Genomic DNA, 26,154 nt, shown 5'->3' with positions numbered 1-26,154 from the left:
GGCCAGGTATTGCAAGATGAGGGCCGCCCCCAGCGGGGCATCCCGCCCCACGTGGAGGGCGGGCAGGATCACGCCGCCGTTCCCCTCCCCGCCAATGACGGCGCGCTCAGCCACGATCGCCCGGGCCACATTGGCCTCCCCGACTGGCGCCCGGACGAACCGCGCCCCGCCCGAGCGGGCCGCATCCTCCACCACCAGGGAGGTCGAGAGGTTGACGACCACGGTCTGGGGGCCGCTGCCGGCCGGCTGCCGGGCGAGCACCGCCCGGGTGGCCACGGCCAGGGTGTAGTCCTCCCCGATCGGGGTTCCCGACTCGTCGACCAGCGCCAGCCGATCGACATCCGGATCGACCGCCATCCCGAGGTCGGCGCCTGAGGCCCGGACCAGCTCACCCAATGCACCGAGGTTCTCGGGGATCGGCTCGGGCTCGCGGGGGAAGCGACCGTCGGTCTCGAGGTTGATCCCGCTGACCCGGACACCGAGGCGGTCGAACAGCGCCAGCATCGACGGCGCCCCCGCACCGCGCACGCAGTCGAGCGCGACGTGGAACTGGGCCGCGCGAATCGCCTCGACATCGATCTCGGGGAGCGCCAGGATGGCATCGAGGTGCCGCTCGACGGCCTCCGGGTCATCGCGGCGAGTGCCGATGGTGTCCCACCCGCTTCGCGGAGGACCCTCGTCGGCCAGTCGACGCACGATCGCGCCGGATTCGGCGTCGAGGAAAATGCCGTCCGGACCGACGAACTTCAGCGCATTCCACTCGATCGGATTGTGGCTCGCCGTCAGAATCAGCCCGGCGCCAGCGTGATGATGCTCCACCGCCATCTGCACCGTCGGCGTGGGCACCATGCCGACGTCGATCACGTCGACACCCACCGATTGGAAACCGGCCGTCGCGGCCAGCGTGAACATCGGCCCCGACGTCCGCGCGTCGCGCCCGATCACCACGCTCGTGCCGCCACGGCTGCGCACCCAGGCCCCGAGCGCGGCGGCGTGACGGGCCACCAGTTCGGGAGTCAAATCACTGCCGACATGCCCGCGCATGCCGGAGACGGAGATCATCAGGGTTTCGGACATCGGCAGACCGACCTCGGGGCTGGGAAATCGTGCGCAATGCGACCAGCCGCAAGCTACCGGGTCCAGTCCGTGTTCCACAATCGCGCCTTGCCCCAAGTTGATGCGGGACATAAGCTTCGGCCTTCCCTCGCCCGGTCGGCTGATGACCCGTTTGCCCGAAGCGCACACCACGCAGCAGCTCGCCACACTCGCCGTGCACGCCGGCCAGCTGCCCGACCCGGTGGCCGGCGCGGTGATGCCGCCGATCTTCCAGACCTCGACCTATGTGCAGGACGCCCTCGGCGTGCCACACAACGGCTACGAGTACGCCCGGACCGCGAACCCGACGCGCGAGGCGCTGGAGCGGAACCTCGCGGCGCTCGAAGGCGGCCTCCACGGCTTTGCGTTCGGCTCCGGACTCGCGGCACTCGACACCGTCCTCAAGCTGCTGAAGTCGGGCGACCACGTCGTGGTGGGGAGCAACGTCTACGGCGGCAGTCACCGGCTGATGCAGCGCGTCTACGAGAACTTCGGCGTCGCCTTCACCTTCGTCGACATGCGCGACGTGGCGAACATCGAGGCCGCGCTTCGCCCGACGACGCGGATGCTGTACTGCGAGACGCCCACCAATCCGATGATGTTCCTCACCGACCTGCGCGCGGTGGGCGACCTGGCCCAGGCGCATGGCCTGCTGCTCGTCGTCGACAACACCTTCGCGACGCCGATCCTGCAGCGCCCGCTCGCCCTCGGCGCCGACATCGTCCTCCACTCCACCACCAAGTATCTCAACGGCCACTCCGACATGGTCGGCGGCGCCCTGGTGACGGCGCGCGAGGACCTGGGTGAGCGGATCGGCTTCCTGCAGAACGCCGCCGGCGGCATCCCCGGTCCGTTCGATTGCTGGCTGGCGCTGCGCGGCATCAAGACGCTGCCACTCCGGATGCGCGCCCACTGCGACAGCGCCGGCACGCTGGCGACCTGGCTCGCCGGGCGCGCCGACGTGCAGCACGTCTACTACCCCGGCCTCCCCGACCATCCGCAGCACGAGCTCGCGAAGCGACAGATGGCGGGCTTCGGCGGGATGATCTCCATTGAGCTCGGCTCGCTCGAACGCGCGCGCCGCGTGGTCGAGTCGACGCACCTCTTCGCGTTGGCGGAGTCGCTCGGTGGCGTCGAGTCGCTGATCGGCCACCCCGCGACGATGACCCACGCCTCGGTGCCGAAGGCGCTGCGGGACGAGATGGGGCTGACCGACTCGCTGGTGCGGCTCTCGGTCGGGATCGAGGACCTGGGTGACCTGCAGGCGGACCTGGACAAGGCGCTCTCCGCCTGACGATGCACGATGAAACAGGGCCGTCCCCCGCTGCGTAAGGGGACGGAACCTCAACGCACGAGTCTCCGATGACCTCGCTTCCGGCTGCCCGCCCCCGTATTGCCCTCCCCGAAATCGCCGCGGTGGCGTGGGAGCATCCGGCGGACCGCGCCGCCCTGCAGACCCTCCGCGCCGTCCCCGGTGTCGACGAGGTGATTCGCAAGATTCTCGGCATGCTCGGCGGCGAGCGCGGCATCCGCCTCCTCTTCCAGGGCAATGCGGTCCGCGTCGGCCCCACCCAGTTCCCGCTCCTCTGGGCGCTGCATGTCGAGAACTGTTCCACCTTCGGGTGGGAAACGATTCCCGAGCTCTATGTCACCCAGACGCCGATCTTCAACGCCGGCGCGTACGGCATCGACGATCCGTTCATCGTGATCCACTCGTCGGCGCTCGAGTTGCTCGACACCGAGGAGCAGCGCGTCCTGCTGGCGCACGAACTTGGCCACGTGATCAGCGGGCATTCACTCTACCGCACCATCGCGGCGATCATGGTGATGGTGAGCCTCGGCGCGTTGCCCATGCTCGCCTCGATCATCCTGCTGCCGGTGAAGTTTGCGTTCCTCGAGTGGTCGCGGAAGTCGGAGCTGTCGGCCGACCGCGCCTCGCTGCTCGGCTCACAGGACCTGCAGGCGACGATGCGCCTCTTCATGAAGATGGCCGGCGGCGGCAACACGACGAACATCCGCCCGGGCGACCTCAACCTCGAGCCCTTCATGGTGCAGGCCAACGAGTACGCGTCCTCGAACGACGGACTCGACGTGGTCTACAAGATCCTCAGCACGCTCGCGCTGACCCATCCGATGAACGTCGTCCGCGCCGCCGAGGTGCAGAAGTGGGTGCAGAGTGGCGACTACGAGCGGATCCTGCGCGGCGAGTACGTCCGGCGTGGCACCGAGCAGGCGGAGCGGCCGCTGCGCGACGACATGCACGACGCCAAGGAGCACTACAAGCAGGAGATCAAGGAAGTGGGCGAACACCTGAAGAACGCGGCCAAGCGGGCCACCGAACGCGCCAAGGAAGCCTTTCAGGAAGCGCGCGCGAAGGGCTCCGCGTGAGGCTGCTGGTCGTTGGCGGGGGCGGGCGCGAACATGCGCTCGCCCTCGCGCTCCTGCAGGACGATCCGTCCAACCAGATCTACGTCGCGCCGGGGAATCCCGGCACCGCGGCCTTCGCCACCAATCTCCCGATCGCCGCCGATGACATCGACCGCCTGGCCGATGCCACCGACGCGCACGCCATCGACCTCGTGGTGGTCGGTCCCGAGGTGCCGCTGGCGCTCGGGTTGGCGGACCGGCTCCGCGCCGAGGGGCGCATCGTCTTCGGCCCGGTGGCGGCCGCCGCCCAGATCGAGTCGTCGAAGGCGTTCTCCAAGGATGTGATGCTCGCCGCCGGCGTCCCGACCGCCGCGAGCGCCACCTTCAACGATCTCGCCGCGGCACTGGCGTACGTGGACGCACACGCCGAACCGCTGGTCGTGAAGGCGTCGGGGCTCGCCGCCGGGAAGGGCGCGGTGGTCTGTGCCACGCGCGCCGAGGCGCGCGATGCGTTGCAGGCGATGATGGGCGCGCATCAGCTTGGCGCGGCCGGCGACGTGGTGGTGATCGAGGCATTTCTCGAGGGCGAGGAGCTGTCGGTACTGGCGGTGACCAACGGCCGTGAGGTGCGCATCCTCCCGCCGGCGCAGGACCACAAGCGGATCGGCGAAGGCGACACCGGCCCCAACACCGGCGGCATGGGCGCCTACACACCGGTCGCGATTGCGACGCCCCAGGCGATGGCGCGGATCGAGCATGAGGTGTTGCTGCCGACGCTCCGCGAGCTCGAGCGCCGCGGCGCGTCGTTCCGCGGCGTCCTCTACGCCGGCATCATGCTGCATCCCGACGGCACGCCCAACGTGGTGGAGTTCAATTGCCGCCTCGGCGATCCCGAGACGGAGGTGGTGCTCCCGCTGGTCCGCTCGGGGCTCACGGCGTTGTTCGACGCGGCCGCGAAGGGTGAGCCACTCCCCGCGCTTGATCTCCACAGCGACGCGGCTGTCACCACGGTGCTGGCGAGTGCCGGCTACCCGGAGTCGAGCCGGAAGGGCGACGCGATCACCATCCCTGCCGACCTCGGCGAGGGCGTCACCGTCTATCACGCCGGCACGGCGCAGCAGGGCAACGGCACGCTCGTCACCAACGGCGGTCGGGTGCTCGCGGTCACCGCCGTCGCGCCGACATTCGCCGAGGCGCAGGCGCGGAGCCGCGCGGCCGCCGAGGCGATCCAGTTTGCAGGGAAACAGTACCGACGCGACATCGGCTGGCGCGAGGCGAATCGATGATCGATCATCGATCATCGATCATCGATTCAGATGCCTGAACTGCCAGAAGTCGAAACCCTCGTTCGCCAGCTGCGCGCCCGCCTCGTCGGGCGACGCATCGAGTCGGTGGCGCTCCGCCACGACAACGTCCTCGACGGGGTGACGAAGGGCGTGCTGCTTCGCGGCCTCGCGGGGCGCACGATCAGCGACGTGACCCGCCGCGCGAAGCACGCCCTCCTCCACACCGACACCAAGCTGCTCGCCGTGCAACCGGGGATGACCGGCTCCCTGCTCGTGTACGACCGGCCAATGTCGGAGGATGAGGATCACTACGCCGTGCTGGTGTGCACGCTCGACGACGGCTCGCTGCTGGTCTACCGCGACGTGCGCCGCATCGGGACGCTGCGCTGGTGCGATGCCGCCGCGTGGGCCGCCTACGAGGCGCGCCTCGGCCCCGAGCCGCTCGACCCGGCGTTCACGCCAGCGTTGTTTGCCGCTCGGCTCGCGAAGTCGCGCGCGGCGATCAAGAAGGTGCTGATGGACCAGCGCGTCGTGGTTGGGGTCGGCAACATCTACGCGACCGAGGCGCTCTTCGCGGCCGGGATCGATCCATCGAAGCCCGCGAACAAGGTCCCGGTCGAGAAGCTGCGCGCCCTCCACGGCCACGTCGTCCGGATTCTCGACGCCGCCATCGCCAGCGAGGGGACCACCTTCCGCGACTACGTCTCCTCCACCGGCGCCCCGGGCAACTTCCAGTTGGAGCTCTACGTGTACGGCCGTGAAGGGGAGCCGTGCAAGGTCTGCGGCACCCGGCTCGTGATGACCCACGACATCGATGCCCGGGGGACGGTGTTGTGTTGGAGGTGTCAGACGTAGGCGGCGAACGGCGACCAGCGAGCGGCGAGCGGCGGAGGGGCCCGGTTCGCGGTTCGCAGTTCGCTGTTCGCTATCTTCAGGCATGCGCTCCCTCGCGCTTCCCCTCCCCGCCACCGACCTCGAGGCGCTGCGCTTCCGGGTCAAGCGGCTTGCCGACGATCGTCCGGGCACTTACCGGATGCTCGGCGCCGATGGCCGCGTGTTGTACGTCGGCAAGGCGAAAGCGCTGCGCACCAGGCTGCTGTCGTACTTTCGGGCATCCTACCCCGAAGACAAGGGGGCCCGCATTCTCCATGCGGCGAGTGATATCCGGATCGATCCCACCCCGAGCGAATTCGCCGCCGCGCTGACGGAACTGGAGCTGATCCGGAAATTCCGGCCGCCCTTCAACGTGGCGATGAATCGCAACAAGGCCGCCGGCTTCCTGGTGGTCACCGACGAACGGGCACCGCGGCTGGTCTCCACGGCGGCTCCCGAGCGCTATCGCGGCCGCATCTACGGCCCCTTCCCGTCGCGCGCCCGCACCCTCGACGCGGCGCGAGTCCTGACAGACCTCCTCGGCATTCGCGACTGCCGCGCCGACATGCCGGTCCACTATGCCGACCAGCAGGATCTCTTCACCGATCCGATTCGCGCCGCGTGCCCGCGCTTCGATTTTGGCACCTGCCTCGGGCCCTGCGCAGGGCTCGTCTCGGAGCCGGCGTATCGGACGCGGGCGGACCTGGCGGCGGCGTTCTGTGAGGGGCGCAGCATCCAGCCGATCGATCGGGTGGTCGTCTCGATGACGGAGCGCGCCGACGATGGCGACTTCGAGCGGGCGGCGTACTGGCGTGGGAAGTTCGAATCGCTGGAGTGGTTGATGGCGGCGGTGGCGCGCAGCCGAGCGTCGCTCGAGGCGCTGTCGTTCGTCTATCGCGACCCGGGTGCGCGCGGCGATGCCCGGGCCTTCGTGATCGTCCGCGGCGAAGTCCGTGCCTGCTACCCCGACCCGGTCTCCCCGATCGAGCGGGAGGCTTTTGCCGGAGTGGTGACGACGGAACTCGCCAAGCCGCCGGAACCGATCGGCCGAGTGTCGCCTGAACGCCTGCATCAGCGGCTACTGGTGATGTCCTGGTTCCGGAACCGACCGAATGCGTGGCGATGGACGGTGCCACTTGGTGAATGGGGAGGAATGGCGATCGATGATCGATGATCGATCATCGATGATCGTATCAGTTTCAGGATGAAACCGGAGTCGGCCCCCACTCGTCGTGGGACCACCTTCAACCGGACCGACCCTGATGCGCTTCCTCGCCCCCGCCCTGCTGCTCCTCGCCGCCGCCCACTCGCCGCCGCTCCACTCGCAGCCCAGACCCCGGCCCCGGTCGCAGCGGTCGCCGCTCCGGCCCCGAAGCTCACCGCTGAGCAGGAAGCCAGGCTCACGGCGCTCGGGAAGACCTACACGCGCTGGTTTTTTGCCGGACTGGCCGACTCCTTGGCCGGCGCCTTTGACGCTGGCATGCTCGCCAAGGCAGAGGGCGTGGCCGGTATCACCGCCATGATGCAGCAGATCTCCGAACGTGCCGGTTTCCCGACCAAGGTGCTGGTCGAGAAGCTCACCTACCGGAACGGCATGCCGCAGTACTGGTACGAGGCGGAATTCAGCGAGTTCGCCAATGAGCCGGTGGTGGTCCGCTGGGTCATGAACGCCGAGGGAAAGGTCATCGGGAGCGGGCTGAACCCGAAGAGCAACGCGCCCAAGCCGGATGGAATGTGAAACCCACGACTGGCGCTATTTGACGCCCGATTGACGACTGGCGGGGCATATTGAGTGGTCTGATGTCATGGACCCGACCACTCGAGGCTCTCCCTGCCCAGCCAGCCGTCCGTCAATCTCGCGTCACTGCGACTCCGCTGCTTCGGGACGCCTTCACTCATCGTCGAGGGCGATCGTGGCGAGTCGCAACTCCTCCTCCCCGCTGGCAAGCCACTCCTGATCCTGGTCTACCTGACGGCTCACCTTGAGCGCGGCGCGAGTCGTGAGACCCTGACGGCCCTTGGGTGGGGTGAGCGGGACGATGCGAACGCGAAGGCTTCGCTGCGGCAGACCCTCTATCGGCTGCGCCAATTCTTCGGCCCGCGGAGAGGGGACAACGATCCGCCTGCTCGCGATGCAGTGATTGGGCGACGTGGCGATGGCGAGGGTGCCACGGTGGCTCCTTGGGCTGGGACCACGGGCAAGAGTTGGCGGCGGGGGTGAATCGGCGGTGCCCCGGCCCCCGGGCCCGACGATGAGGGCGCTCGCTGGCCGAACGCTCGCGGCGTCTGCCCCCCCTCTCGCCCCCCCCCCCCCCCGCCCCCCCCCCCCCCCCCCCCCCCCCCCCCCGCCCGCCGGGGGGCGCCCGGCGGGCCGGGCCCCGCCCGGGGGCCCCCCCCCCCGGCCCCCCCCCGGCCCCCGCCCCCCCGGGGCTGGCGCCTGCTGGCCGCGGCTCCGCCGCTTCGAGCACGGCGACCCGCCGAGGCCCTCCGCCCCCCCCCCCCTCAGCAACCTGTTGCGCCTGCCTCCTCAGGAGCCTCGACGGATCATCGCCGTGGGGCAGGCTTCGGCAGAGTCGACTGCTGCGCGAGTCGACGGCGGCAGACCAGCCCGTGATGGTGTCGGTCGACGAGGCCACGACGCCGTCACCCTGCTGAACCGGATCGTCGATGCGTTGACGGAACTCCCCGAGGCACTCGGGATCGACCCGGCGGAGGCCGAGGTGCTGGTCGCGGCGAATCCACGGCTCGCCACGCGATTCGGCAGGCACGACCGCACGGCACCGGAGGCCCCCACCCGCGCTGCGCTCGCCGACGCGCTCGACGAGCTGGTCAGTGCCGTGAGTGAACGCCAACCGCTCCAGCTCGTGGTGGACGACGCGCAGTGGGGCGATGAAGCCTCGCTCACGCTGCTTGCCACGGCCTCGGGCGGGCACGGGACAAGCCGTCTGCCTGTTCGCGACGCGAGACCTGACCGCCGCGATGTCCTCCCAGTGGTTCACGCTCCACCTTTCCTCCCTGACGGCCGACGACATCGCGACGCTGCTGGCCACGGAGTTGCCCTCGTTGCCGGCCACGGTCCACCCCAAGGCGGCGGAGGCCGTGCTCCTCGTCACGGGCGGTGTGCCGATCTACGTCATGCGTGCGCTGCAGCGACTCAATGTCCTCGCGGCCGAAGGAACCCGCGGCGATGACCTCCTCGCCGTCATTCCCTCGCTGGTGCTGCATCGTGACCCGGCATTCCCCTCGGGCGATCTCGATCGCCGGGTGCTCGGCTACCTCGCGATTGCGGGAGGGACGGTGGTGGAGGCTGAACTCGCGGCTCTCGCCGATGTCGGCTCGCCGTCCGCCGCGCGGGACCGTCTGGCCCGGTTGGAACGATCGGGATGGGTCGAACGAAACAGCATCGGCTTTCAGCTGAGCCACGATCTCGTGCGGCAGCAGGCGATCGAGGGCCTCTCGCCCGACGAACGGCGCGACCTCTCGCTCCAGCACGCCCGCTGGCTCGGCCTGCACGGCGACGGCCTCCACGACCTGCAGCGCGCGGTTCGCATCTCTCTCGCACAGGGGGACGAGGCCGAGGCGGTCCGAGCTGTGCGCCATTGGCGACGTCGCGTCCGCGGCGGACCACGTGGCCGTGCCCTCGCCACGATCGTCCTCCCCGCCGATGCCCCGCGCGGGATGCGCTGGCGCGTCAGCGCGGCGGCGACGCCGGCCTTGCTCCGACTCATGCTGGGGATGGCGGTCCTGCTGGCGCTCGGCGGATGGGGCGTCGTGGAATGGTTGCGTCAACCGGCTCGGCTCAGCCTGGACAACACGCCGAGTGTTCCCGGCATCGACGTCCTGCACCCCGGGCGCGTCAGGCGCAACAGATCCCACCGTCCTTCACCGTCCGCGACCGACTCGGGCGCATCAGCACGGCGCTCGACGGCATGCCGCTCGACATCGCCGGCTGGTCGGGCCCCGTCGACTCGGCACGACTGGAAGCGCCCACGCGCGTCACCAACGGGCAGATCACGGCCACCACCCTGGTGGTCCATGCTGGCCTGCAGGATTCACTCGAGGTCTCGTTCCGCGTGGGGCGACTGCCAGCGCTCCGAGTGACCGTGTTCCGAGGGTTCGACACGCAGTCGCTTGCCATCGTCGGGGGAATGCTCAACGGCCAGCCGATCACGCCGCACCAGCCGGAAGTGGTCGTCGCACCGGGCGATTCACTCGTCGGCTTCGTGCAGCTGCGCTATACGACCCCGAGCCAGGCGGCGCTCTGGATGCTGGCGGGGAGTTCCACGATGCGACCGGCAATCGAAGACACACTGACGGTGATCACCTTGCACACTCGCGCGCGCGATGCGATCACCGAACCCTTTGTCGACCGCCGGGCACCGCTCACGCCAGGGTCTATTGGCTGGTCTGGACCTTTGCCCCGGAGCGCGACGCGGTCTCGATCCTTTCACTCACCAATTGGAACTGCGGCGCACCGCGCTGGAACGACGGCAACGACCTTGCCACCGTGCCCGATAGCGCGCTGCGAAGCGTCTGGGGCGGCGGCGTACTCTGGCTCGCCCGGGACGTCTGCGACGAGGGAGGGCCACCGAAACGGCTGCAAACCATGTATCCGGCGGCGACGGTGCGGGTGGTGGTCGAGAGTCGCTAGGTGGTGGTCGATGATCGATGATCGATGATCGATGATCGACGATCGACGATCGATGATCGATGATCGTTAGGGTCGCAGGATATAGGTGAAACGTGAGAGGTAAAACGTGAGAGGTGAAACGTCTGCCTCACTATGGCACGTTTCACCTCTCACGTTTCACGTCTCACCTTTCATGACTTACGACTTACGACTTACGACTTACGACTTACGACCGCTTCGCCTTCCGCCGCCGCGCCGCCGCCATCCCGGCCAGCCCGGTCGCCAGCAGTGTCATCGTCGCCGGCTCGGGGACGACGTCCTGCTGCCCGCCGACCGTCTGGAAGTCGAAGGAGCCGCTGAACCCCGACGTGAAGGCGAACTGGACCCCGTCGACGGCACCGAGAAAGTTGTCATTCCAGCCACTGCCGATGCCGAAATTGACACCATAGATCAGGGTGCTTGCGCTGAGCGACTTGGTGGTGGCGTTGTCGCAGCCGACGCTGGCGCCTCCGGCATAGCCCTGAATGGTGGGCAGGTTGCCGATGTTGTTGTTGTAGCAGCTCGCGCCCTGCAACCGGAGCCAGAGCGACCCGGAGGTGGCGGAGAAGGCGGACGTCGTCCAGATGTCTTCCGGTGCCGCGTTCGGACCGTTGATATACGGCTCATAGATCAGGAAGCCGGTCGCCGCGAGGACGGGATCGTAAATCATCAGCCGCATCGACGGGGCCGGGGCGACGTCGGGCCCCGACGCGGACGACTTGAGCCAGGAGTACTGGCCGGTCGAGAAGCTCGACAACAGCTGATAGTTGTTGGCGGAGAACAGATAGGTGAGATCGGCCTTGCTGGTCCCGTTCGTCCCTGAGAGGTACACCGATCCCGGCGCACCGTAGGTGAAGGTGCCATCGATACCGATGCTCGACCCGGCGCGCACGTCAGTGCGGTGCCAGGTCTCGATCGCCGCGGGATCGCTCATGCTCCCCGGGCCCGGGTTGACCAGTACGCCGGGGGAGGTCACGGCGGTCTGTGCGGCGAGGGACATGGCGGGCATTGCCAAGGCGAGCGACAGGAGCAAGCGCTTCATGGGGGTATCCTGGAACAGGGTGATGGACTTCCGACGCATGACCTGAGACCTGAGACCTACGACCGCTTCGCCTTCCGCCGCCGCGCCGCCGCCATTCCGGCCAGCCCGGTCGCCAGCAGCGTCATCGTCGCCGGCTCGGGAACGACGTCCTGGCCGCCACTGCCCGGGGAGACGATCCGAAACTCCGCCAACGTCGAGTAGCCGTAGCTGCCGTCATCCACCGTCATCCCGCCGGTGGTCATGTCGTACAGCGCGTTGATCGTCGAGCCGACGGTCGTGCCGCCGAGGCCGGCGAGCAGGCCGACGTTGATCGAGTTCATCGGGGTCGGAGTGCCGGTCGGATTGTAGCCCACGGTCTGCGTGTTGTAGGACAGCACGTAACCGATGTCCTGCGGGAGCAGCCACCCGATCGGTGCGAAGGCGATCTCGAACGCCATGCCGTTGAAGCAGGCCCCTGTCTGATCGCGCCACGCCGTGCCACCCGGGCAGGTCGCGTCCGCCTCGGGGCGGTACGGGATGTACTGGCTGCTGGTGGTCGTGAACAGCTGGGCGCCGAGCGTGCCGCCGGTGCCGTCGAAGATCGTCAGGGTGATCGGGGCCGTGAAGCCGGCGCCGGTGTTCCCCCCGAAGCCGACCCAGTCGCTGGCCTTGGCCCAGCTGCTCATTCCGAAACGGGCCACCTCGAGCGTCCCGCCCGAGCTCATGCTGATCAGGCCGCCGACGGCCTGCACCTGGCAACACTCGAAGCCCTGGCTGACGTAATTCCCCGGCGCGGGATTGTACATGTTGTTGTACACGGTGGTCTGCGCCGCGAGCGGTGTGGCAACGGCGACGAGAACAGCGGAGAGCGCGAAACGCTTCATCGGTAAACTTCCTTGAGGAGAGGAGCGTCCAACATGGCGACGGGGTGTGACAATCACCTCGCGCTACACGCGGGAGTTGTTCCGCTGCAGATGGCCAGCGTCAATTGGCCGTCAACTCACGACCAGCGAACCGCTTGCCGCGCCCACCGCGCCGCGCAATGTGAGCGCCTCCTGATTCGTCGGACCAACACCTGACGACCAGGCGCAACAGCGCGACTCGCCAACGCGCAATCGGCCGGCTCCCCGTACGGGAACCGGCCGCTCTCGACCTCCATCCTCCGATCCCCATCCTCCGACCTACGACCTGCGACCTACGACCTGCGACTTACGACGTACGACCCTCGCGACTCACCACTCACTCCTCATCCGCTCCCGTCAATGGCACCAACCGTCCACGCGGCGGAATCCCTGCCTCCAGTTCCATGATTCCGACCGACGCCGGAATGTCGAAGCGACGCGGACCCGCCCCGCCGGGGTTCATCACCGTCACTACCACGTCGACCAGCTCGAGCTTGGGGATGTGGGTGTGCCCGTGAATCAGGATGTCCGCGGTCGGGTACGCCGCCTGGAATTCCTCGCTCGGCACCCCGCGCCCGAACTGGTCGCCGTGGGTGACGACGATATCGAAGCCGTCCAGCTCGACCCGCGCCACGCGCGGCAGCCGGGCCCGCACGTCGAAGCCGTCGGTATTGCCGAAGACGGCGGTGACCGGCGCGATTGCCTCGAGCTCGGTGATGATGTCGAGCGGGCCGACATCGCCGGCGTGGAGAATGTGATCGACGCCGGCGAAGACCTCGAAGACCTCGGGGCGGAGCAGGCCGTGGGTGTCGGCGATGATGCCGAGGCGCATCTCAGCCTCCCCAGCGCGGCGCGAGGGCGATGTCGACGCCCAGGTGGTCGAGCATCCGCTGCACCATGAAGTCGACCAGCTCGCTGATGGTGGTCGGCTGATGGTAGAAGCCCGGCGCCGCCGGCATCACGGTGGCTCCCGCCTCGGTGACAGCGGTCAGGTTGCGGAGGTGGATCAGCGACAGCGGCGTCTCGCGCGGCACCAGCAGCAGCGGCCGCCGCTCCTTGAGCATCACGTCGGCGGCGCGCTCCACCAGCGACCGCGAGGTCCCGCCGGCAATCGCGGCCACGGTCCCCATCGAGCAGGGGCAGATCACCATCCCGCGCGTCCGGTACGACCCCGAGGCCGGCTTCGCCCCCCGGTCACCATCGTCGTACACCGTGATGCTCGACCAGTCACCACCCGTCGCGGCCTGCAACGCGGCGAGGTCGGCGACCCCCGACTCCGTCTGGAGCAACCGCCAGCCGTGCGACGACACGATCAAGTCCACCGGCACTCGCGCCCGCGCGAGCACGTCGAGCAGCCGCACGGCGTAAGGAGCGCCAGAGGCGCCGGTGATGGCGAGGACGACGGGAAGGGCGGTCATTGCAGAACTCGCATCGAGAGGGGATGATGGATGATGGATGATGGATATGCATGACGGGGCCTCCGGATCTTCATCCACGACCATCCATCATCCATCATCCATCATCCAACAACGACATCGATCAACGCAAACACGAACACCGTCACGCTCATCACCCCATTCATCGTGAAGAACGCCGCGTCGAGGCGGGAGAGGTCGCCTGGCTTCACCAGCTGATGCTCGTAAGTCAGGATGGCGGCCGCCGCGGCGACGCCGACATAGTACCAGACGCCGAAGCCGGCGCCCCAGCCGAAGACGGCGAGCGCGGGGATGGTGATGCCGTGCAGCAGCTTGCCGAAGAAGATCGCGCGCGTCTGGCCCAGGCGCACCACGGCGCTCCGGAGCCCCTGGTCGCGGTCGAAGCCCTCGTCGGGAAGCGCATAGAAGACATCGAAGCCGGCGACCCAGGTCATCACGCCGAGCGTGATCACCAGCAGCAGCCACCAGGGCGTGCTCCACGCCCCGGTCACTGCGAGCCAGCCGCCGACCGGCGCGATCGCCAGCGACAGCCCGAGCCAGAGGTGCGGCCACGAGGTGAAGCGCTTGGCGTACGAGTAGCCCAGCACCCACGCGAGCGCGACCGGCGAGAGATAGAGGCAGAGCGGATTCAGTTGCCAGCTCGCCACCATGAAGAGCATCGCCGCCACCACCACCGCCACCTTCGCCGTGCCGACCGCGATCGCCCCGCTCGGCAGCTCGCGCGCCTTGGTGCGCGGGTTCTCGGCGTCGAAGGCGCGGTCGACGATCCGGTTGAAGCCCATCGCCGCGAAGCGCGCCGAGGAGAAGGCCACCGCCACCCACGCCACCGTCCCCCACGTCACCGGCGCCACGCGGCTCGCGGCGAGCACGCCAAGCAGCGCGAACGGCAATGCGAAGAGGGTATGGGGCAACTTCACGAACGACGCCCAGCGGGCGAGGGCGGAGGGACCGGTGAAGGTCTGGCCTTCGCGATGATCGATCATCGATGATCGATCATCGATCATCGAACAATCCCTAAACTCGCCCACATCTCATCCACCTTCGCCTTCGTCCCCTCATCCATCACGATCTTGTCCGGCCACTCGCGCGTGAAGCCCTCCTCGGGCCACTTCCGCGTGGCATCGATCCCCATCTTGCTGCCGAAGGAGAAGTGCTGCGAGGCATGGTCGAGCACGTCCACCGGCCCGCGCGCGAACTCGACGTCGCGCTTCGGGTCGATGTTGTTGAGCGCGACCCACCAGGTCTCCTCCTGATCCTGCACATTCACGTCCTTGTCGACGATCACCAGCACCTTCGACAGTGACATGAGCCCGGTGCCCCACATCGCGTGCATCACCTTGTAGGCCTGCCCGGGATACTGCTTGTCGATGCTGGCGAAGACGAGGTTGTGGAAGATCCCCGCCGCCGGCATGTGATAGTCGACGATCTCGGGCACGGTCAGCCGCAACAGCGGGAGGAAGATCCGCTCCGTCGCATGGCCGAGCCAGTAGTCCTCCATCGGCGGCCGCCCGACCAGCGTCGCGATGTAGGTCGGCTTCTTCTTCATCGTCACGGCAGTCACATGCAGACGCGGATAGCGATCGGCGAGCGAGTAGAAGCCGGTGTGGTCGCCGAACGGCCCCTCCATCACCAGCTCCTCGCTCGGATCGATGTATCCCTCGATCACGATCTCCGCTTCGGCAGGCACCTCGAGGTCGCAGGTGAGCGCCTTGGCGAGCTCGACCGGCTCACGACGGAGGAAACCGGCGAAGAGGAACTCGTCGATCGCCGGCGGCAGCGGCGCGGAGCCGGAATAGACCGAGGCCGGGTCACCACCGATCGCGATCACCACCGGCATCGTCTCGCCGCGTGCGGCCATCTCGCGCCAGTGCGCCGCGCCGCTCTTGTGGCGCTGCCAGTGCATCGCGAGGTCGCGCTTCCCCTGCACCTGCACCCGGTACATCCCGACGTTGCGGCCGCCGGTCTTCGGATCGCGGGTGATCACCATCGGCAGGGTCAGGTAGCAGCCGCCATCGCCCGGCCAGGTCTGCAGGATCGGCAGCGCCTCGAGGTCGATGTCGTCGCCACGGAGGACAATCTCCTGGCAGGCCGGCTTCCCCGACCGCGTCTTCGGCGGGTACTTGGCCATCTCGGCGAGCTTGGGGAGCATCGACAGCTTCCCCATGATCCCCTCAGGCACCTTGAGCTGCACCATCTCGGCGATCCGGTCGCCGATGGCATCGAGGCGATCGACGCCGAGGGCCAGACACATCCGCTTCCGCGAGCCATAGAGGTTGATCGCCACCGGGATGCTGGACTCGCGGCCATTGGGGAGCACGGGCCGCTCGAAGAGGAGGGCCGGGCCGCCACCGGGGAGCTTCATCGTCCGATCGGCGATCTCCGCGATCTCCAGATGGGTCCGGACCGGCTGGGTGATCCGGACCAGTTCGCCCATCCGCTCGATGGCGGCGATATAGTCGGCAATGGTGTCGAGTGTCATGATTCCTCCCGTACCCCCACGTGCACCGCCACGATCCCGCCCCAATGCGTTTCCCATTGCACCTGGGCAAAGCCGGCCGCCGTCATCCGGGCGGCCAGGGCCGGCGGTTCGGGGAAGGCGAGGACAGACGCTGGTAGCCAGTCGTAGGCGTTCGTATGTTTCGAGACGAGCCGTCCCACCCGCGGCAGGATGTGACGGAAGTAGGTGAGGTAGAGGCTGCGGAGCGGTTGCCACCGCGGCGTCGAGAATTCCAGGATCACGAAGCGCGCGCCTGGCTTCAGCACCCGTGCCGCCTCCCGGAGTCCCGCATCGAGATCCATCAGGTTGCGCACCCCGAAGCCGACCGTCGCCCCGTCGAAGGTGCCATCCTCGAACGGCAGGTGGAGCGCATCCGCCGCCGCCGCGCGGACGCGCGCCGACTTCCCCTTGCCGCGCACCAGCATCGCGGGGACGAAGTCTGCCGCGATGACCCGCCCGCGGAAGGCGGGCCGGTTGCCGAGGTCGGCAGCCAGGTCCTGGGTGCCGGCGCAGAGGTCCAGGTAGGTGCCCTCGGGCGCCCGTTCCCAGCCGAGGCGGTCCACCGCCGTGCGGCGCCAGCGGGTGTCGGCGTTGAGGGAGAGAACGTGGTTCAGCAGGTCATAGCGCGGAGCGATGTCGGTGAAGACTCCGCGCACATACTCGCGCTTGGCATCCCCACCCGTGACCGGTAGCGCCTCGTTGGCAGTTGGCATTGCGGGGAAAGCTACCGGGGCCCCCGATTGGGCGCATCCCTGGATCGGCGGCCCGGCCACTGGGACCCTCGCGTGAGCCCGCAGGGTACCGTGGACTGGAAGGCGCTGACCGATCAGGAAGTGGTGCGTCACGCCGTGGCTGGCCGGGAGGCCGCCTACCGTGAGCTGATCCGTCGCTACCAGCGGCCGGTCTTCTCGCTGCTCTATCGGATGGTGCGCGACCGCGAGCTGGCCGAGGATCTGGCGCAGGAAACCTTCGTGAAGGTCCTCAACGCGGTCGAGAGCTATCGCCCCGAGTTCAAGTTCTCGAGCTGGATCTTCAAGATCGCCAACAACACCGCGATCGATCACCTCCGGCGTCGCAACCTGGACACGCTGTCGCTCGACGGCTCGCCCCACGCCGAAAGCGCCGACGCGGTCGAGGCGACCACGCTGCAGATCAGTGATGGCGCCGAATCCGCCCTGGAAGAAGTGACCGCCCGAGAGCTGGGCAAGCAGATCGAAGTGGCCATCGCCCAGCTCCGGCCGGAATACCGCGCCTGCATCCTGCTCCGGCACGTCGAAGGGCGCCCGTACGAGGAAATCGCCGAGATGCTCGACCTCCCCCTCGGCACCGTGAAGACCTACATCCACCGGGCTCGCAACGAGCTCCGGATCCTGCTCGCCGACACGCGTGACGCCTGAAACTCCCCCTCTGACCCGGACGTAGAAGAGCCAGATGACACAGCCCGCGATGCAGCACCTCTCCGCCGATGAACTCGATGCCCTCGTAGAGGGTCTGAGCTCTCCGCGCGCGCTGTCCCACGTTGCAACATGCCCTCTCTGCGATGAAATGGTTGCCCTCGATCGCCGGGTCGTCGCCCTCCTCGGCGGCCTCCCGGCGATCGACGCATCGGTGGGCTTCTCCGATCGGGTGATGGCGCGGGTCACCATTGCCGACGGGTCGATCAAGGTGGTCACCGCCGCGGTGCGCACCCCACGCGAGGTCGCGGCGAAGCGCCGGATTCTCGGGCTCTCCCTGGTGGGTGGCAGTGCCATTGCCGCGGGCTTTGCCTGGGCCGCGGCGCATCCCGCCACGGCGACGGGATGGAGCGGGGCGGCAGTCGGCGGCGTGGGCGAGTCGCTCTGGCTCTCGGTGCAGGCGCTGGCGGCGAACACCGCCGAGCAGCCCTGGTTCGGGACGGTCCGTGAGGCGCTGACGACGCCCCTCCGTGCCCTCCCCTTCGTTGTCGGTGGGGCCGGGCTGTACGCCATCGGCCTGGCCGGACTGAGCCGACTCCTCGCCGAGCCTGCGACCGATGCGGGCTGGTAACCGGCTCCCGACCCTCTTCGCTGCCGCGCTGCTGCTTCAGGCCGGTCCGCTCTCTGCGGCCTCGATCCCCGGTGCCATCGAAGAGCTGTCCTATCGCGCCCGCAATGCCATCCCGGCGCTCTTTTTCCTGAATCCGACGGTCGCGCCGCAGGCAGTCCCGGCCGCCGCGCCACAGGGCCCGACCGTCAATCCCGCGCATCTCGACAACGCCACCACGCTCGAGCGCGATCTCCGCGCGGCGCTTCGCTCGCCACTCGCGGACACGCGGCTCACGGTGACTGGTGGCAGCGCCCGCCTCGGCGACTATTCCGTCGGCTCGGCCGAACGAATCGCCGGCCACGTCGTGGTGCTGAAGGGCAACGCCGACATCCACGGCCGCATCGAGGGCAATGTGGTAGCGCTCGACGGCGACGTCGTGCTGCACCCTGGTGCGGTGATCACCGGCGACGTGCTCTCGATCGGCGGCCACATTCGGCAACTCGGCGGCCTGATCAGCGGCAGCCAGATGGAAGCCGATGCCGCGCCGACCGAAGCGGCGGTCTCGATTCCCGCCCAGGTGGCGCGACGCGGTGCGGGTCTTCTCGGCGTCGGTCTGACGCTGATCATTCTCGGGCTCGGCGTCGTCACCTTCGGGAGACCGAATCTCGAGATTGTCTCCGACACCGTGGTGCACTCCTTCGGCCGGGCCTTCCTGGTCGGGTTACTGGGCCAGGTGCTGATCCTGCCAACCTTCGGGATGCTGATCGTCGGCCTGGTGCTGACCATCGCCGGCACGGTGCTGGTGCCGTTCGCCGCGGTGGTCTACGTGCTGATCGCGATCATTGCGCTCGTCGGCGGCCTGCTCGCCGTGGCCCACGCGATGGGCGAGACGATCACCCGCCGCCGCATGGCGCAGGGGATCATGATGTCACCGAACGCCTACCGTTACGTGATCACCGGCCTCGCCTCGTTGGCGACGATCTGGCTCGCCTGGGTCGGCTTCGGCTGGGTGCCCGTCGCGGGCGCGTTCGTCTTCGCCGGCGCGGTGCTGCTCACGTGGAGCGTGGCGACGGTCGGCTTCGGTGCGGCGCTCCTCTCGCGTGGCGGCGTGCGCGAACACTTCGCCGGGCGGATCCTGCCCCCCGAACTGATGACCGACGAATATCTCTGGGCCACGCCGCAGTTCGGCGTTCCCGCAGTCAAGCGCCCGACGAAGGACGTGAAGTGAAGACCCCGCGAGCCTTCCTCGCGCTCTGCGGCGCGGCAGTCACCGCCACCCCGCTCGCCGCGCAGTCGATGCGCACGGTGGCCACGTCACGCCCGGTGGGTGGCGAGCGGATCGTGCATGCCATCGTGGAGTTCGGCGCCGGCGTCGTCCACGTCGGTGCGGCCAAGGGGACCGACCTCTATCGAATGCAGCTGCGGTACGACGCCGCGCGGAACACGCCGGTGCATCGCTACGACGCACGCACCGGCACGCTCCGACTCGGTCTCGAGGGGAATGGCAGCGCCGGATTGCGCGTCACGTCGCGCGCGCAGATGTCGCAGCGCGCCGATTTCGACTTCTCCTCCACCGTGCCGATGACGCTCGAAGCAAACCTCGGCGCGAGCGATGCGACCCTCGACCTCGGCGGAATGACGTTGCTGTCGTTGACCGTGCGCGGAGGTGCGAGCCGCAGCACGGTGACCTTCGCGACGCCGAACCGTGGCGAGTGCAGCCGGGCGGACTTCGCGCTCGGCGCCGCCGAGCTCGACGTGACCGGCCTCGCCAACGCCGGCTGCGCCGAGATTCACGTCGATGGTGGGGTCGGGAAGGCCGAGCTCTCGTTCGATGGCGCCTGGCGCCGAGACCTGACTGCCGATGTCTCGCTCGCCATGGGTGGGCTGACCCTGCGGATTCCGCGGGGCACCGGCGTGCGGCTGGTGGCGTCGCGCTTTCTCTCCTCGCTGGACGCCGAGGGGTTCACGCGGGCTGGCGACACGTGGACCACACCGGGCTTCGAGCAGGCCAAGCACAAGCTCACCGTGACGGTGAACGCCTCGGCGGCGGGTGTCACGGTGGCGTGGCTGCCGAAATAACGAAACCGCGGCGTGGGCCGCGGTTCGTTTCACTCCATCCGGCCGCGGCGATCTCGCCGCGGTTTTTTCATTCCAGGATCGGCATCACCACCCCAACTTCGCCGGCCCGATCATGGATCCGGTCGGCAATTTCGCGCAGCATCACGGCGGCGGCTGAGGTCGGTGCGTCCACCATGATCGGCCGGCCGGCATCGGCGGCCTCGACAAGGCCAGGCTGCAGCGGCACTTCGCCCAGCAGCGGGGCCATGATCTCGTCGGCGAGGCGCGCACCGCCGCCCTTGCCGAAGAGGTCGTGCCGCATCCCGGTGACCGGATCGAGGAAGCCGCTCATGTTCTCGACGACACCCAGCACCGGCACGTTGACCTTCTCGAACATCTTGGCGCCACGGAGCGCGTCGCCGACGGCCACTTCCTGTGGCGTCGTGACGATCACCGCGCCACTCACCAGCACCTGCTGCACCAGCGAGAGCTGCGCGTCGCCGGTGCCCGGCGGCATGTCGACGATCAGGTAGTCGAGCTCGCCCCACGCCACATCGTGCAGGAACTGGTGGATGATCTTGGTGATGATCGGGCCGCGCCAGATGGCGGGCGCATCGCGGTCGACGAGGAAGCCGATCGACATCAGCTTGACGCCATAGGCATCGAGCGGGATGATGCGGCTGTTCTCGACCATCGGCCGTTCGTAGACGCCGATCATCCGCGGGAGATTCGGGCCGTAGAAGTCGGCGTCCATGATGCCGACCTTGAAGCCGCGCTCGGCGAGGGCGATCGCCACGTTCACGGCGACAGTCGACTTGCCGACGCCACCCTTCCCTGACGACACCGCGATCACCTTGGCGATCCCCGGCACTTCCATCGGCGTCGGGGCCGGCACACCGGCGGCCGCGCTCTGTGGCGGCTGGTGCGTGGTCGGCGCAGGGCCGGCCGGATCGGTCACCTTGATCTTCGGCTGCGGATAGCCGGCGTTGCCGAGCGCCTGACGCGCATGGCGCACCAGCGTGGCGGGGTCGTCGCGGCGCAGCATGAAGGTGAACGACGCCTCCTTGGTGGCGGCGTCGACGGTGAGGTCGTGGATCATCCCGGACGCGACGAGTCCTTTCCCGGTGCGGGGGTTCTGCACCTGGTCGAGGACTGCGCGGACTTCGTCTGCCTGCGTGATGCTCATTGTCGCGTCCTGTATGTGCTCAGACTGCCTCGACCGTGCGGACCTCGGGGACCGACTGCTTGAGGCGCGTCTCGATGCCATGCTTGAGGGTGATGGTGGCCGCGGCGCAGCCCTGACAGGTGCCGCCCATGCGCAGCAGCAGATGCCCCTCCACCGGATCGAAGTCGACCACCTCGACCGACCCCTTGTGGGAGGCGATGTAAGGCCGGATGCCCTCGAGGGCCTCCTCGATCCGTTCCACGATGTCCACGGCTGCTCCACTGCTAATTCCGACTACGGTGCTCGGCATTTCGAAAGGTACCATGCCGCCCTGCCGCTACAACCCGCCCACGGCCGCCGGCGTGCCGAGAAGATAGGCACGTGAGGCCGCGAGGATGGTCTCCTGGACGTCGCTCAGCGTTCCGGCGATGGCGACCCCGGCCGCCTTGGTATGGCCGCCTCCGCCGAACTGGCGGGCCAGCGCGGCCACGTCGACCTTCCCGACGCTCCGGAGCGAGACCTTGACCCGCCCCCCGGACATCTCGCGGAAGAGCAGCGCCAGCCGCACCCCCTTCACCGAGCGGGCGTGCTCGACGATCCCGTCGAGGTCGTCGGGGTCGACGTCGTGCCGCTCCAACGCCCCCGGCGGCACCGTGACCCACGCCAATCCGCTCTCCTCCTCGACCACCAGCGTCTGCAGCACCTCGGCGAGCAGCCGCGGCCGGCCGATCGGTGCCGAGGCATAGATGTCGAGATAGGTCTGCTCGGTGTCGACGCCGCACTCGAGCAGCGCGGCGGCAGCGCGCAGCGTGGCCGGCTTGGTATTCGAGAAGCGGAAGCCGCCGGTGTCGGTCACCAACGCGACATACATCGCGCGCGCGGCTTCGGGGGTGATGGTCCAACCGAGCTCGGTGGCGAGGCGATGGATCAGCTCGCCGGTCGCCGCGGCGGTCGGATCGACGTAGCGCGGCCCGGCGGGGAGGTCGCCCTTGCTGACGTGGTGGTCGATGCAGCCCACCGGCACGCCGCGCTCGCGCACCGTCTCGGCGAGGATGCCGAGGCGCGAGAGATCGGCGATGTCGAGGACGAGGATCGCATCGGCGCGCCGCAACTCCTTCACGGCCTTGTCGCTCTTGTCGACGCCGGGAAGGTCCGCAAAGAGGAACGCAAAGCGATCCGGCGTGGCGGTCGGGTTGGTGATGATGGCGTCGACGCCGAGGCCGCGGAGGAGGTGGACCATCGCCACCTCGCTGCCGAGGCCGTCGCCGTCGGGATTCACGTGGGTCGTCAGGCAGAGACGCATGCCGGGACGCCACAGCGCCGCCACCTCGAGGGCAGCGGCGCTGGACGTGATCGTGTTGGGGGTCGCTGAAGTCATGCGACCAAAATAGTCGAACCGCGGGCTGTCAGGAGTCCCGCAACCGCGAGTGACGGATGCCGTAGCCGAAGTAGATCAGGAGACCCAGGGCCATCCACACCCCGAGCCGGATCCAGGTATCGATTGGCAGGCCGTACATCATGTAGCCGCACACGGCTATGCCAAGCATCGGCACCAGCGGCACCCACGGCGTCCGGAAGGGGCGCTCAAGCTCCGGTCGCCGGACGCGCAGCACCCAGATGCCGCCACAGACAATCACGAACGCCAGCAACGTGCCGATCGACACGAGCTCGCCCAGGAGGGCGATCGGGAACATCCCCGCCACCGCGGCGGCGACCACACCCGTGATGATGGTGGCGATCCACGGCGTGCCGTACTTCGGGTGCACCTTGCCGAAGACCTTCGGCAGGAGACCGTCGCGCGACATCGCGTAGAAGATGCGCGGCTGACCCATGAGCATCACCAGCACCACCGAGGCGAGGCCGGCAATGGCGCCGACGTTCACCAGGAAGCCGAGCCAGGCGAGTGCCGGGCCTGCCTTCTGGATGGCGACGAAGACCGGGTGCGAGACGTTGAGCTCGCTGTAGTGCGCCATCCCGGTCATCACCAGTGCCATGGCGATGTAGAGGACGGTGCAGACCGCGAGCGACCCGAGAATCCCGATCGGGAGATCGCGCTGGGGGTTCTTCGCTTCCTGCGCCGCGGTCGAGACGGCATCGAAGCCGATGTAGGCGAAGAAGATCACGCCGGCACCGCGGAGGATGCCGCTCCAGCCGAAGTGACCGGTCTCGCCGGTGTTGGGCGGGATGAACGGATGCCAGTTGGCGGTGTTGACGTACTTGATGCCGAAGGCAATCACCAGGAAGACGATCGCCAACTTGACGAAGACGATGATGTTGTTGAAGCGGGCCGATTCCTTCATCCCGATCACCAGCAACGCCGTGACCATCAGTACCAGCACCATTGCGGGGAGATTGATGATGCCCTGATGCACTTCGAAGCCGCTCGAGACGCAGCTGCCGATCGCGACCGCGGTGCGCGTCACGGCATCGACGGCGACGCCGCCCGTGGCTGGGTCCACGCACAACTGCGAGCGCACCAGCGTGTGCGTCCCCTCGACCGAGAACGGTGCCCCGGCGAAGGCGGCCGGGATGTGCAGGCCGACCGACGACAGGAACGCGGTGAAGTACCCCGACCAACCCACGGCCACGGTCGACGCGGCGAAGAGGTATTCGAGGATCAGGTCCCAGCCGATGATCCAGGCGACCAGTTCACCAAGGGTCGCGTAACCGTACGTGTACGCCGACCCGGCCACCGGAATCATCGAGGCGAACTCGGCGTAGCAGAGTCCGGCAAAGAGACAGCCGAGTCCGGCAATGATGAACGAGATCACGACGGCCGGCCCGGCGTATTGGGCGGCCGCCGTGCCGGTCAGCACGAAAATTCCCGCGCCGATGATGGCGCCAATCCCGAGGAGCACGAGATTGGACGCCGTGAGCGACCGCTTGAGGGTCGGCTCACCGTCCTCCGGGAGGAGGGCGGTGAGCGACTTGGTGCGAAACAGGCTCACGGGATCGAGCCTGCCGGCGGCAACTTCTCGTTCTCGGGCGTTGCCATCAGCTTCCGGAACGACCAGAGCATCAGGCCGAGCACGAAGGTCCACGCCAAGGCCACGAAGATGAAGGCGTTGGTCCCGAGGGTGTTGGGCGGCAGCGTCCCTGCCGCAGTGGCGAGCGTATCCATCAGGCGGTCCCTCCCTTGAGGGCCTTCTTCGCCCAGGCCTTCTTGATCAGCCAGAGCTCGAAGACGAGGATCAGCAGCATCAGGCCGCGCGACGCCCACTTGATCGGGACATTCTCGGCCGGCACACCGGTCATCATCAGCGTGGGAATCGCGTCCTGCACCGTCCACCAGAGCATCATGATGATCAGGAAGAGCGGCGTCACGTAGGTGATGATCGGCTTGTAGAACTTCGGAATCTGCCAGGCGGCGCCCTCGTGGAGCTCCTTCCAGGCGTTGTCCGGCCCGAAGATCCAGACGAAGATGACCGTCTCGACCAGCGCGAGGATCACGAGGCCGAAGGTGCCGGCCCAGTAGTCCCACTCGTCGAGGAAGCCACGCGTGTTGTAGACGATGTGCAGACAGCCGAGAAGCACAGCCACTGCGGCGAGCGTCCAGGCGCTCCGCTTCCGCGTCCAGCCGAAGTTCTCCTCGATGAACGCCAGCGCCGGCGTCGCCATCGATACCGACGAGGTGATGCCGGCGAAGAAGAGGAGGCCGAACCACATCACGCCAGCGATCGCGGCCACCACCGGCCCGCCCGGGAGGTTATTGAACACCAGCGGCATCGAGATGAAGCCGAGGTCGAACGAGCCACCCTTCGCCACCGCCACCGCACCCGCCACACCGAAGAACGTCACCACCGCCGGAATCGCCAGCGACCCACCGAGCACGACTTCGGCCGTCTCGTTCGTCGCGGCCGTCGCGATGCCGGAGAGGGTGAGGTCGTCCTTCTTGGTGAGGTACGACGCGTAGGCCTGCAGCGAACCCATGCCGACCGAGAGGGTGAAGAAGATCTGCCCCGTCGCGGCGAGCCACACCTTCGGCGACCCGAGCGCCGACCAGTCCGGCGTGTACATGAAGCGCAGGCCGTCCATCGGTCCCTGCGTCGTGGTGATGCCATCGTGGGTGATGGTGACCGGATCGAGCGTCAGCACGCGGACCACGAGGATCGCGGCAAAGATGAAGAGGATCGGCATGCCGATCTTCGCCAGCTTCTCGATGCCCGCCGTGAGACCCTTGCTGACGACCCAGAAGTTCACCGCCACCGTGGCGAAGAAGAAGCCGAACGGCACCCAGAAGCCGTGCACGGTGCCATTCTGCAGGTCAACGTACGACTTGAAGAACGAGGCCATCCCGGCCTGGTCGAGCCCCTGCGTCTGGCCCGTGGCCGAGAAGAAGGTCCACGCCAGCGTCCACGACTCGATGTAGCAGTAGTAGATCAGCACGATGATCGGCATGAAGAGGCCGAGGACGCCGAGATACTTGGCGACCGGGTTCTTCCAGAGGGCGTCGAACATCCCCGGAGTGCTTCCCTGTCCGCGCACGCCGCCGTACCGACCGACACCCCACTCGATCCACATCAGCGGGATGCCGACGAGCAGGAAGGCGATGAAGTACGGGATCATGAACGTCCCGCCGCCGTTGTCGACCGCCTGGCGCGGGAAGCGGAGGAAGTTGCCGAGCCCGACGGCATTGCCTGCCATGGCGAGGATCAGGCCGATGCGCGAGCCCCATTGCTCGCGTTGCACGGTTTCAGCCACAGAGGCCTCTGGGGGTTAGGGAAGACGCAATGGTGGAGGAAACAGGGGTGGTACGCAATCCTACGGAGCTGCGTTGGCAA

At 68.2% G+C, this 26,154-nt stretch carries 26 protein-coding genes; 12 read left to right on the top strand and 14 right to left on the bottom strand.

What is annotated here, in order from left to right; genetic code table 11:
- The coding region (locus IPP98_10040) for a phosphoglucosamine mutase (GenBank protein ID MBL0179449.1) at window positions 1-1,077 on the bottom strand (1,077 nt) is incomplete at its 3' end.
- A 142-nt stretch (window positions 1,078-1,219) separates the two neighbouring features.
- Between IPP98_10040 and IPP98_10035 the strand changes: the two genes are divergently transcribed.
- From IPP98_10035 to IPP98_10000, 8 genes are all read left to right on the top strand, one after another.
- The gene (locus IPP98_10035; GenBank protein ID MBL0179448.1) at window positions 1,220-2,389 is read left to right on the top strand and encodes a cystathionine gamma-synthase; all 1,170 of its coding nucleotides are present in this window, start codon (window positions 1,220-1,222) and stop codon (window positions 2,387-2,389) included.
- 68 nt (window positions 2,390-2,457) lie between these two features.
- Complete coding sequence (locus tag IPP98_10030) at window positions 2,458-3,483, top strand: M48 family metallopeptidase (protein ID MBL0179447.1); 1,026 nt, start codon at window positions 2,458-2,460, stop codon at window positions 3,481-3,483.
- Window positions 3,480-4,748 carry a phosphoribosylamine--glycine ligase gene (gene purD, locus IPP98_10025; GenBank protein ID MBL0179446.1) on the top strand — a complete coding sequence of 423 codons (1,269 nt, stop codon included), beginning with the start codon at window positions 3,480-3,482 and terminating at the stop codon, window positions 4,746-4,748. Before IPP98_10030 ends, purD begins: the two co-directional genes overlap by 4 nt.
- A gap of 30 nt (window positions 4,749-4,778) precedes the next feature.
- The gene (gene mutM / locus IPP98_10020) at window positions 4,779-5,603 is read left to right on the top strand and encodes a bifunctional DNA-formamidopyrimidine glycosylase/DNA-(apurinic or apyrimidinic site) lyase (GenBank protein ID MBL0179445.1); all 825 of its coding nucleotides are present in this window, start codon (window positions 4,779-4,781) and stop codon (window positions 5,601-5,603) included.
- Between the two features lie 82 nt (window positions 5,604-5,685).
- Complete coding sequence (locus tag IPP98_10015; GenBank protein MBL0179444.1) at window positions 5,686-6,795, top strand: nuclease; 1,110 nt, start codon at window positions 5,686-5,688, stop codon at window positions 6,793-6,795.
- A 30-nt stretch (window positions 6,796-6,825) separates the two neighbouring features.
- Window positions 6,826-7,359, top strand: coding sequence for a hypothetical protein (locus IPP98_10010; GenBank protein MBL0179443.1), 534 nt, complete (start codon window positions 6,826-6,828; stop codon window positions 7,357-7,359).
- Between the two features lie 1,241 nt (window positions 7,360-8,600).
- Window positions 8,601-9,722, top strand: coding sequence for a hypothetical protein (locus tag IPP98_10005; GenBank protein ID MBL0179442.1), 1,122 nt, complete (start codon window positions 8,601-8,603; stop codon window positions 9,720-9,722).
- A 406-nt stretch (window positions 9,723-10,128) separates the two neighbouring features.
- Window positions 10,129-10,272, top strand: a complete 144-nt coding sequence (locus tag IPP98_10000; protein ID MBL0179441.1) for a hypothetical protein — start codon at window positions 10,129-10,131, stop codon at window positions 10,270-10,272.
- A gap of 205 nt (window positions 10,273-10,477) precedes the next feature.
- On the opposite strand, the gene IPP98_09995 is transcribed toward IPP98_10000, so the two are convergent.
- The 7 genes from IPP98_09995 to IPP98_09965 form a co-directional block, all read right to left on the bottom strand.
- Window positions 10,478-10,969: a PEP-CTERM sorting domain-containing protein gene (locus IPP98_09995; protein MBL0179440.1), complete on the bottom strand. Its 492-nt coding sequence runs from the start codon at window positions 10,967-10,969 to the stop codon at window positions 10,478-10,480.
- A 419-nt stretch (window positions 10,970-11,388) separates the two neighbouring features.
- A complete protein-coding gene (locus tag IPP98_09990; protein ID MBL0179439.1) occupies window positions 11,389-12,195 on the bottom strand; it encodes a PEP-CTERM sorting domain-containing protein in 807 nt (268 codons plus the stop codon).
- Window positions 12,196-12,550: 355 nt separating this feature from the next.
- Window positions 12,551-13,045, bottom strand: coding sequence for a metallophosphoesterase family protein (locus tag IPP98_09985; GenBank protein MBL0179438.1), 495 nt, complete (start codon window positions 13,043-13,045; stop codon window positions 12,551-12,553).
- A gap of 1 nt (window position 13,046) precedes the next feature.
- Window positions 13,047-13,631 (bottom strand): UbiX family flavin prenyltransferase, encoded by a 585-nt coding sequence (locus IPP98_09980; protein MBL0179437.1) that lies wholly within the window; start codon window positions 13,629-13,631, stop codon window positions 13,047-13,049.
- Between the two features lie 101 nt (window positions 13,632-13,732).
- The gene (locus tag IPP98_09975) at window positions 13,733-14,632 is read right to left on the bottom strand and encodes a UbiA family prenyltransferase (protein ID MBL0179436.1); all 900 of its coding nucleotides are present in this window, start codon (window positions 14,630-14,632) and stop codon (window positions 13,733-13,735) included.
- 17 nt (window positions 14,633-14,649) lie between these two features.
- The gene (locus IPP98_09970; GenBank protein ID MBL0179435.1) at window positions 14,650-16,128 is read right to left on the bottom strand and encodes a menaquinone biosynthesis decarboxylase; all 1,479 of its coding nucleotides are present in this window, start codon (window positions 16,126-16,128) and stop codon (window positions 14,650-14,652) included.
- Window positions 16,125-16,859, bottom strand: coding sequence for a ubiquinone/menaquinone biosynthesis methyltransferase (locus IPP98_09965; GenBank protein MBL0179434.1), 735 nt, complete (start codon window positions 16,857-16,859; stop codon window positions 16,125-16,127). The genes IPP98_09970 and IPP98_09965 overlap by 4 nt, the downstream gene beginning before the upstream one ends.
- Window positions 16,860-16,931: 72 nt before the next feature.
- Between IPP98_09965 and IPP98_09960 the strand changes: the two genes are divergently transcribed.
- The 4 genes from IPP98_09960 (at window position 16,932) to IPP98_09945 (ending at window position 20,229) form a co-directional block, all read left to right on the top strand.
- On the top strand, window positions 16,932-17,543 hold the full coding sequence (locus IPP98_09960; GenBank protein ID MBL0179433.1) for a sigma-70 family RNA polymerase sigma factor: 612 nt from the start codon (window positions 16,932-16,934) through the stop codon (window positions 17,541-17,543).
- A gap of 148 nt (window positions 17,544-17,691) precedes the next feature.
- Window positions 17,692-18,171 (top strand): hypothetical protein, encoded by a 480-nt coding sequence (locus tag IPP98_09955; protein MBL0179432.1) that lies wholly within the window; start codon window positions 17,692-17,694, stop codon window positions 18,169-18,171.
- A complete protein-coding gene (locus IPP98_09950) occupies window positions 18,158-19,378 on the top strand; it encodes a polymer-forming cytoskeletal protein (protein ID MBL0179431.1) in 1,221 nt (406 codons plus the stop codon). The genes IPP98_09955 and IPP98_09950 overlap by 14 nt, the downstream gene beginning before the upstream one ends.
- On the top strand, window positions 19,375-20,229 hold the full coding sequence (locus tag IPP98_09945) for a hypothetical protein (protein ID MBL0179430.1): 855 nt from the start codon (window positions 19,375-19,377) through the stop codon (window positions 20,227-20,229). The genes IPP98_09950 and IPP98_09945 overlap by 4 nt, the downstream gene beginning before the upstream one ends.
- A 67-nt stretch (window positions 20,230-20,296) precedes the next feature.
- Here the strand turns inward: IPP98_09945 and IPP98_09940 are convergent, their stop codons facing one another.
- The 6 genes from IPP98_09940 to IPP98_09915 form a co-directional block, all read right to left on the bottom strand.
- Entirely contained in the window at window positions 20,297-21,394 is a 1,098-nt protein-coding gene (locus tag IPP98_09940) for an Mrp/NBP35 family ATP-binding protein (protein MBL0179429.1), read from the bottom strand.
- 19 nt (window positions 21,395-21,413) lie between these two features.
- Window positions 21,414-21,644 carry a NifU family protein gene (locus IPP98_09935; protein MBL0179428.1) on the bottom strand — a complete coding sequence of 77 codons (231 nt, stop codon included), beginning with the start codon at window positions 21,642-21,644 and terminating at the stop codon, window positions 21,414-21,416.
- 66 nt (window positions 21,645-21,710) lie between these two features.
- Entirely contained in the window at window positions 21,711-22,751 is a 1,041-nt protein-coding gene (locus tag IPP98_09930; protein MBL0179427.1) for a bifunctional oligoribonuclease/PAP phosphatase NrnA, read from the bottom strand.
- A 28-nt stretch (window positions 22,752-22,779) separates the two neighbouring features.
- Complete coding sequence (locus IPP98_09925) at window positions 22,780-24,321, bottom strand: amino acid permease (GenBank protein ID MBL0179426.1); 1,542 nt, start codon at window positions 24,319-24,321, stop codon at window positions 22,780-22,782.
- Window positions 24,318-24,494, bottom strand: coding sequence for a hypothetical protein (locus tag IPP98_09920; protein ID MBL0179425.1), 177 nt, complete (start codon window positions 24,492-24,494; stop codon window positions 24,318-24,320). The genes IPP98_09925 and IPP98_09920 overlap by 4 nt, the downstream gene beginning before the upstream one ends.
- Window positions 24,494-26,074 carry a sodium:calcium symporter gene (locus IPP98_09915; protein MBL0179424.1) on the bottom strand — a complete coding sequence of 527 codons (1,581 nt, stop codon included), beginning with the start codon at window positions 26,072-26,074 and terminating at the stop codon, window positions 24,494-24,496. Before IPP98_09915 ends, IPP98_09920 begins: the two co-directional genes overlap by 1 nt.
- Window positions 26,075-26,154: the final 80 nt, after the last annotated feature.

It is taken from the genome of Gemmatimonadota bacterium (assembly GCA_016720805.1).
Classification (GTDB): Bacteria; Gemmatimonadota; Gemmatimonadetes; order Gemmatimonadales; family GWC2-71-9; genus Palsa-1233.
Note: the sequence above shows the minus strand (reverse complement) of the source record. Positions and strands in the feature narration are given on the sequence as shown.

Bases quoted from the DNA above. Each gene is read 5' to 3' on its own strand.
- IPP98_10035 (MBL0179448.1), top strand. From the start codon at position 1,220: ATGACCCGTTTGCCCGAAGCGCACACCACGCAGCAGCTCGCCACACTC.
- IPP98_10030 (MBL0179447.1), top strand. From the start codon at position 2,458: ATGACCTCGCTTCCGGCTGCCCGCCCCCGTATTGCCCTCCCCGAAATC.
- mutM (MBL0179445.1), top strand. From the start codon at position 4,779: ATGCCTGAACTGCCAGAAGTCGAAACCCTCGTTCGCCAGCTGCGCGCC.
- IPP98_10015 (MBL0179444.1), top strand. From the start codon at position 5,686: ATGCGCTCCCTCGCGCTTCCCCTCCCCGCCACCGACCTCGAGGCGCTG.
- IPP98_10010 (MBL0179443.1), top strand. From the start codon at position 6,826: ATGAAACCGGAGTCGGCCCCCACTCGTCGTGGGACCACCTTCAACCGG.
- IPP98_10005 (MBL0179442.1), top strand. From the start codon at position 8,601: ATGTCCTCCCAGTGGTTCACGCTCCACCTTTCCTCCCTGACGGCCGAC.
- IPP98_09995 (MBL0179440.1), bottom strand. From the start codon at position 10,969: ATGCGGCTGATGATTTACGATCCCGTCCTCGCGGCGACCGGCTTCCTG.
- IPP98_09990 (MBL0179439.1), bottom strand. From the start codon at position 12,195: ATGAAGCGTTTCGCGCTCTCCGCTGTTCTCGTCGCCGTTGCCACACCG.
- IPP98_09985 (MBL0179438.1), bottom strand. From the start codon at position 13,045: ATGCGCCTCGGCATCATCGCCGACACCCACGGCCTGCTCCGCCCCGAG.
- IPP98_09980 (MBL0179437.1), bottom strand. From the start codon at position 13,631: ATGACCGCCCTTCCCGTCGTCCTCGCCATCACCGGCGCCTCTGGCGCT.
- IPP98_09975 (MBL0179436.1), bottom strand. From the start codon at position 14,632: ATGATCGATCATCGCGAAGGCCAGACCTTCACCGGTCCCTCCGCCCTC.
- IPP98_09970 (MBL0179435.1), bottom strand. From the start codon at position 16,128: ATGACACTCGACACCATTGCCGACTATATCGCCGCCATCGAGCGGATG.
- IPP98_09965 (MBL0179434.1), bottom strand. From the start codon at position 16,859: ATGCCAACTGCCAACGAGGCGCTACCGGTCACGGGTGGGGATGCCAAG.
- IPP98_09955 (MBL0179432.1), top strand. From the start codon at position 17,692: ATGGTTGCCCTCGATCGCCGGGTCGTCGCCCTCCTCGGCGGCCTCCCG.
- IPP98_09950 (MBL0179431.1), top strand. From the start codon at position 18,158: ATGCGGGCTGGTAACCGGCTCCCGACCCTCTTCGCTGCCGCGCTGCTG.
- IPP98_09940 (MBL0179429.1), bottom strand. From the start codon at position 21,394: ATGAGCATCACGCAGGCAGACGAAGTCCGCGCAGTCCTCGACCAGGTG.
- IPP98_09930 (MBL0179427.1), bottom strand. From the start codon at position 22,751: ATGACTTCAGCGACCCCCAACACGATCACGTCCAGCGCCGCTGCCCTC.
- IPP98_09920 (MBL0179425.1), bottom strand. From the start codon at position 24,494: ATGGATACGCTCGCCACTGCGGCAGGGACGCTGCCGCCCAACACCCTC.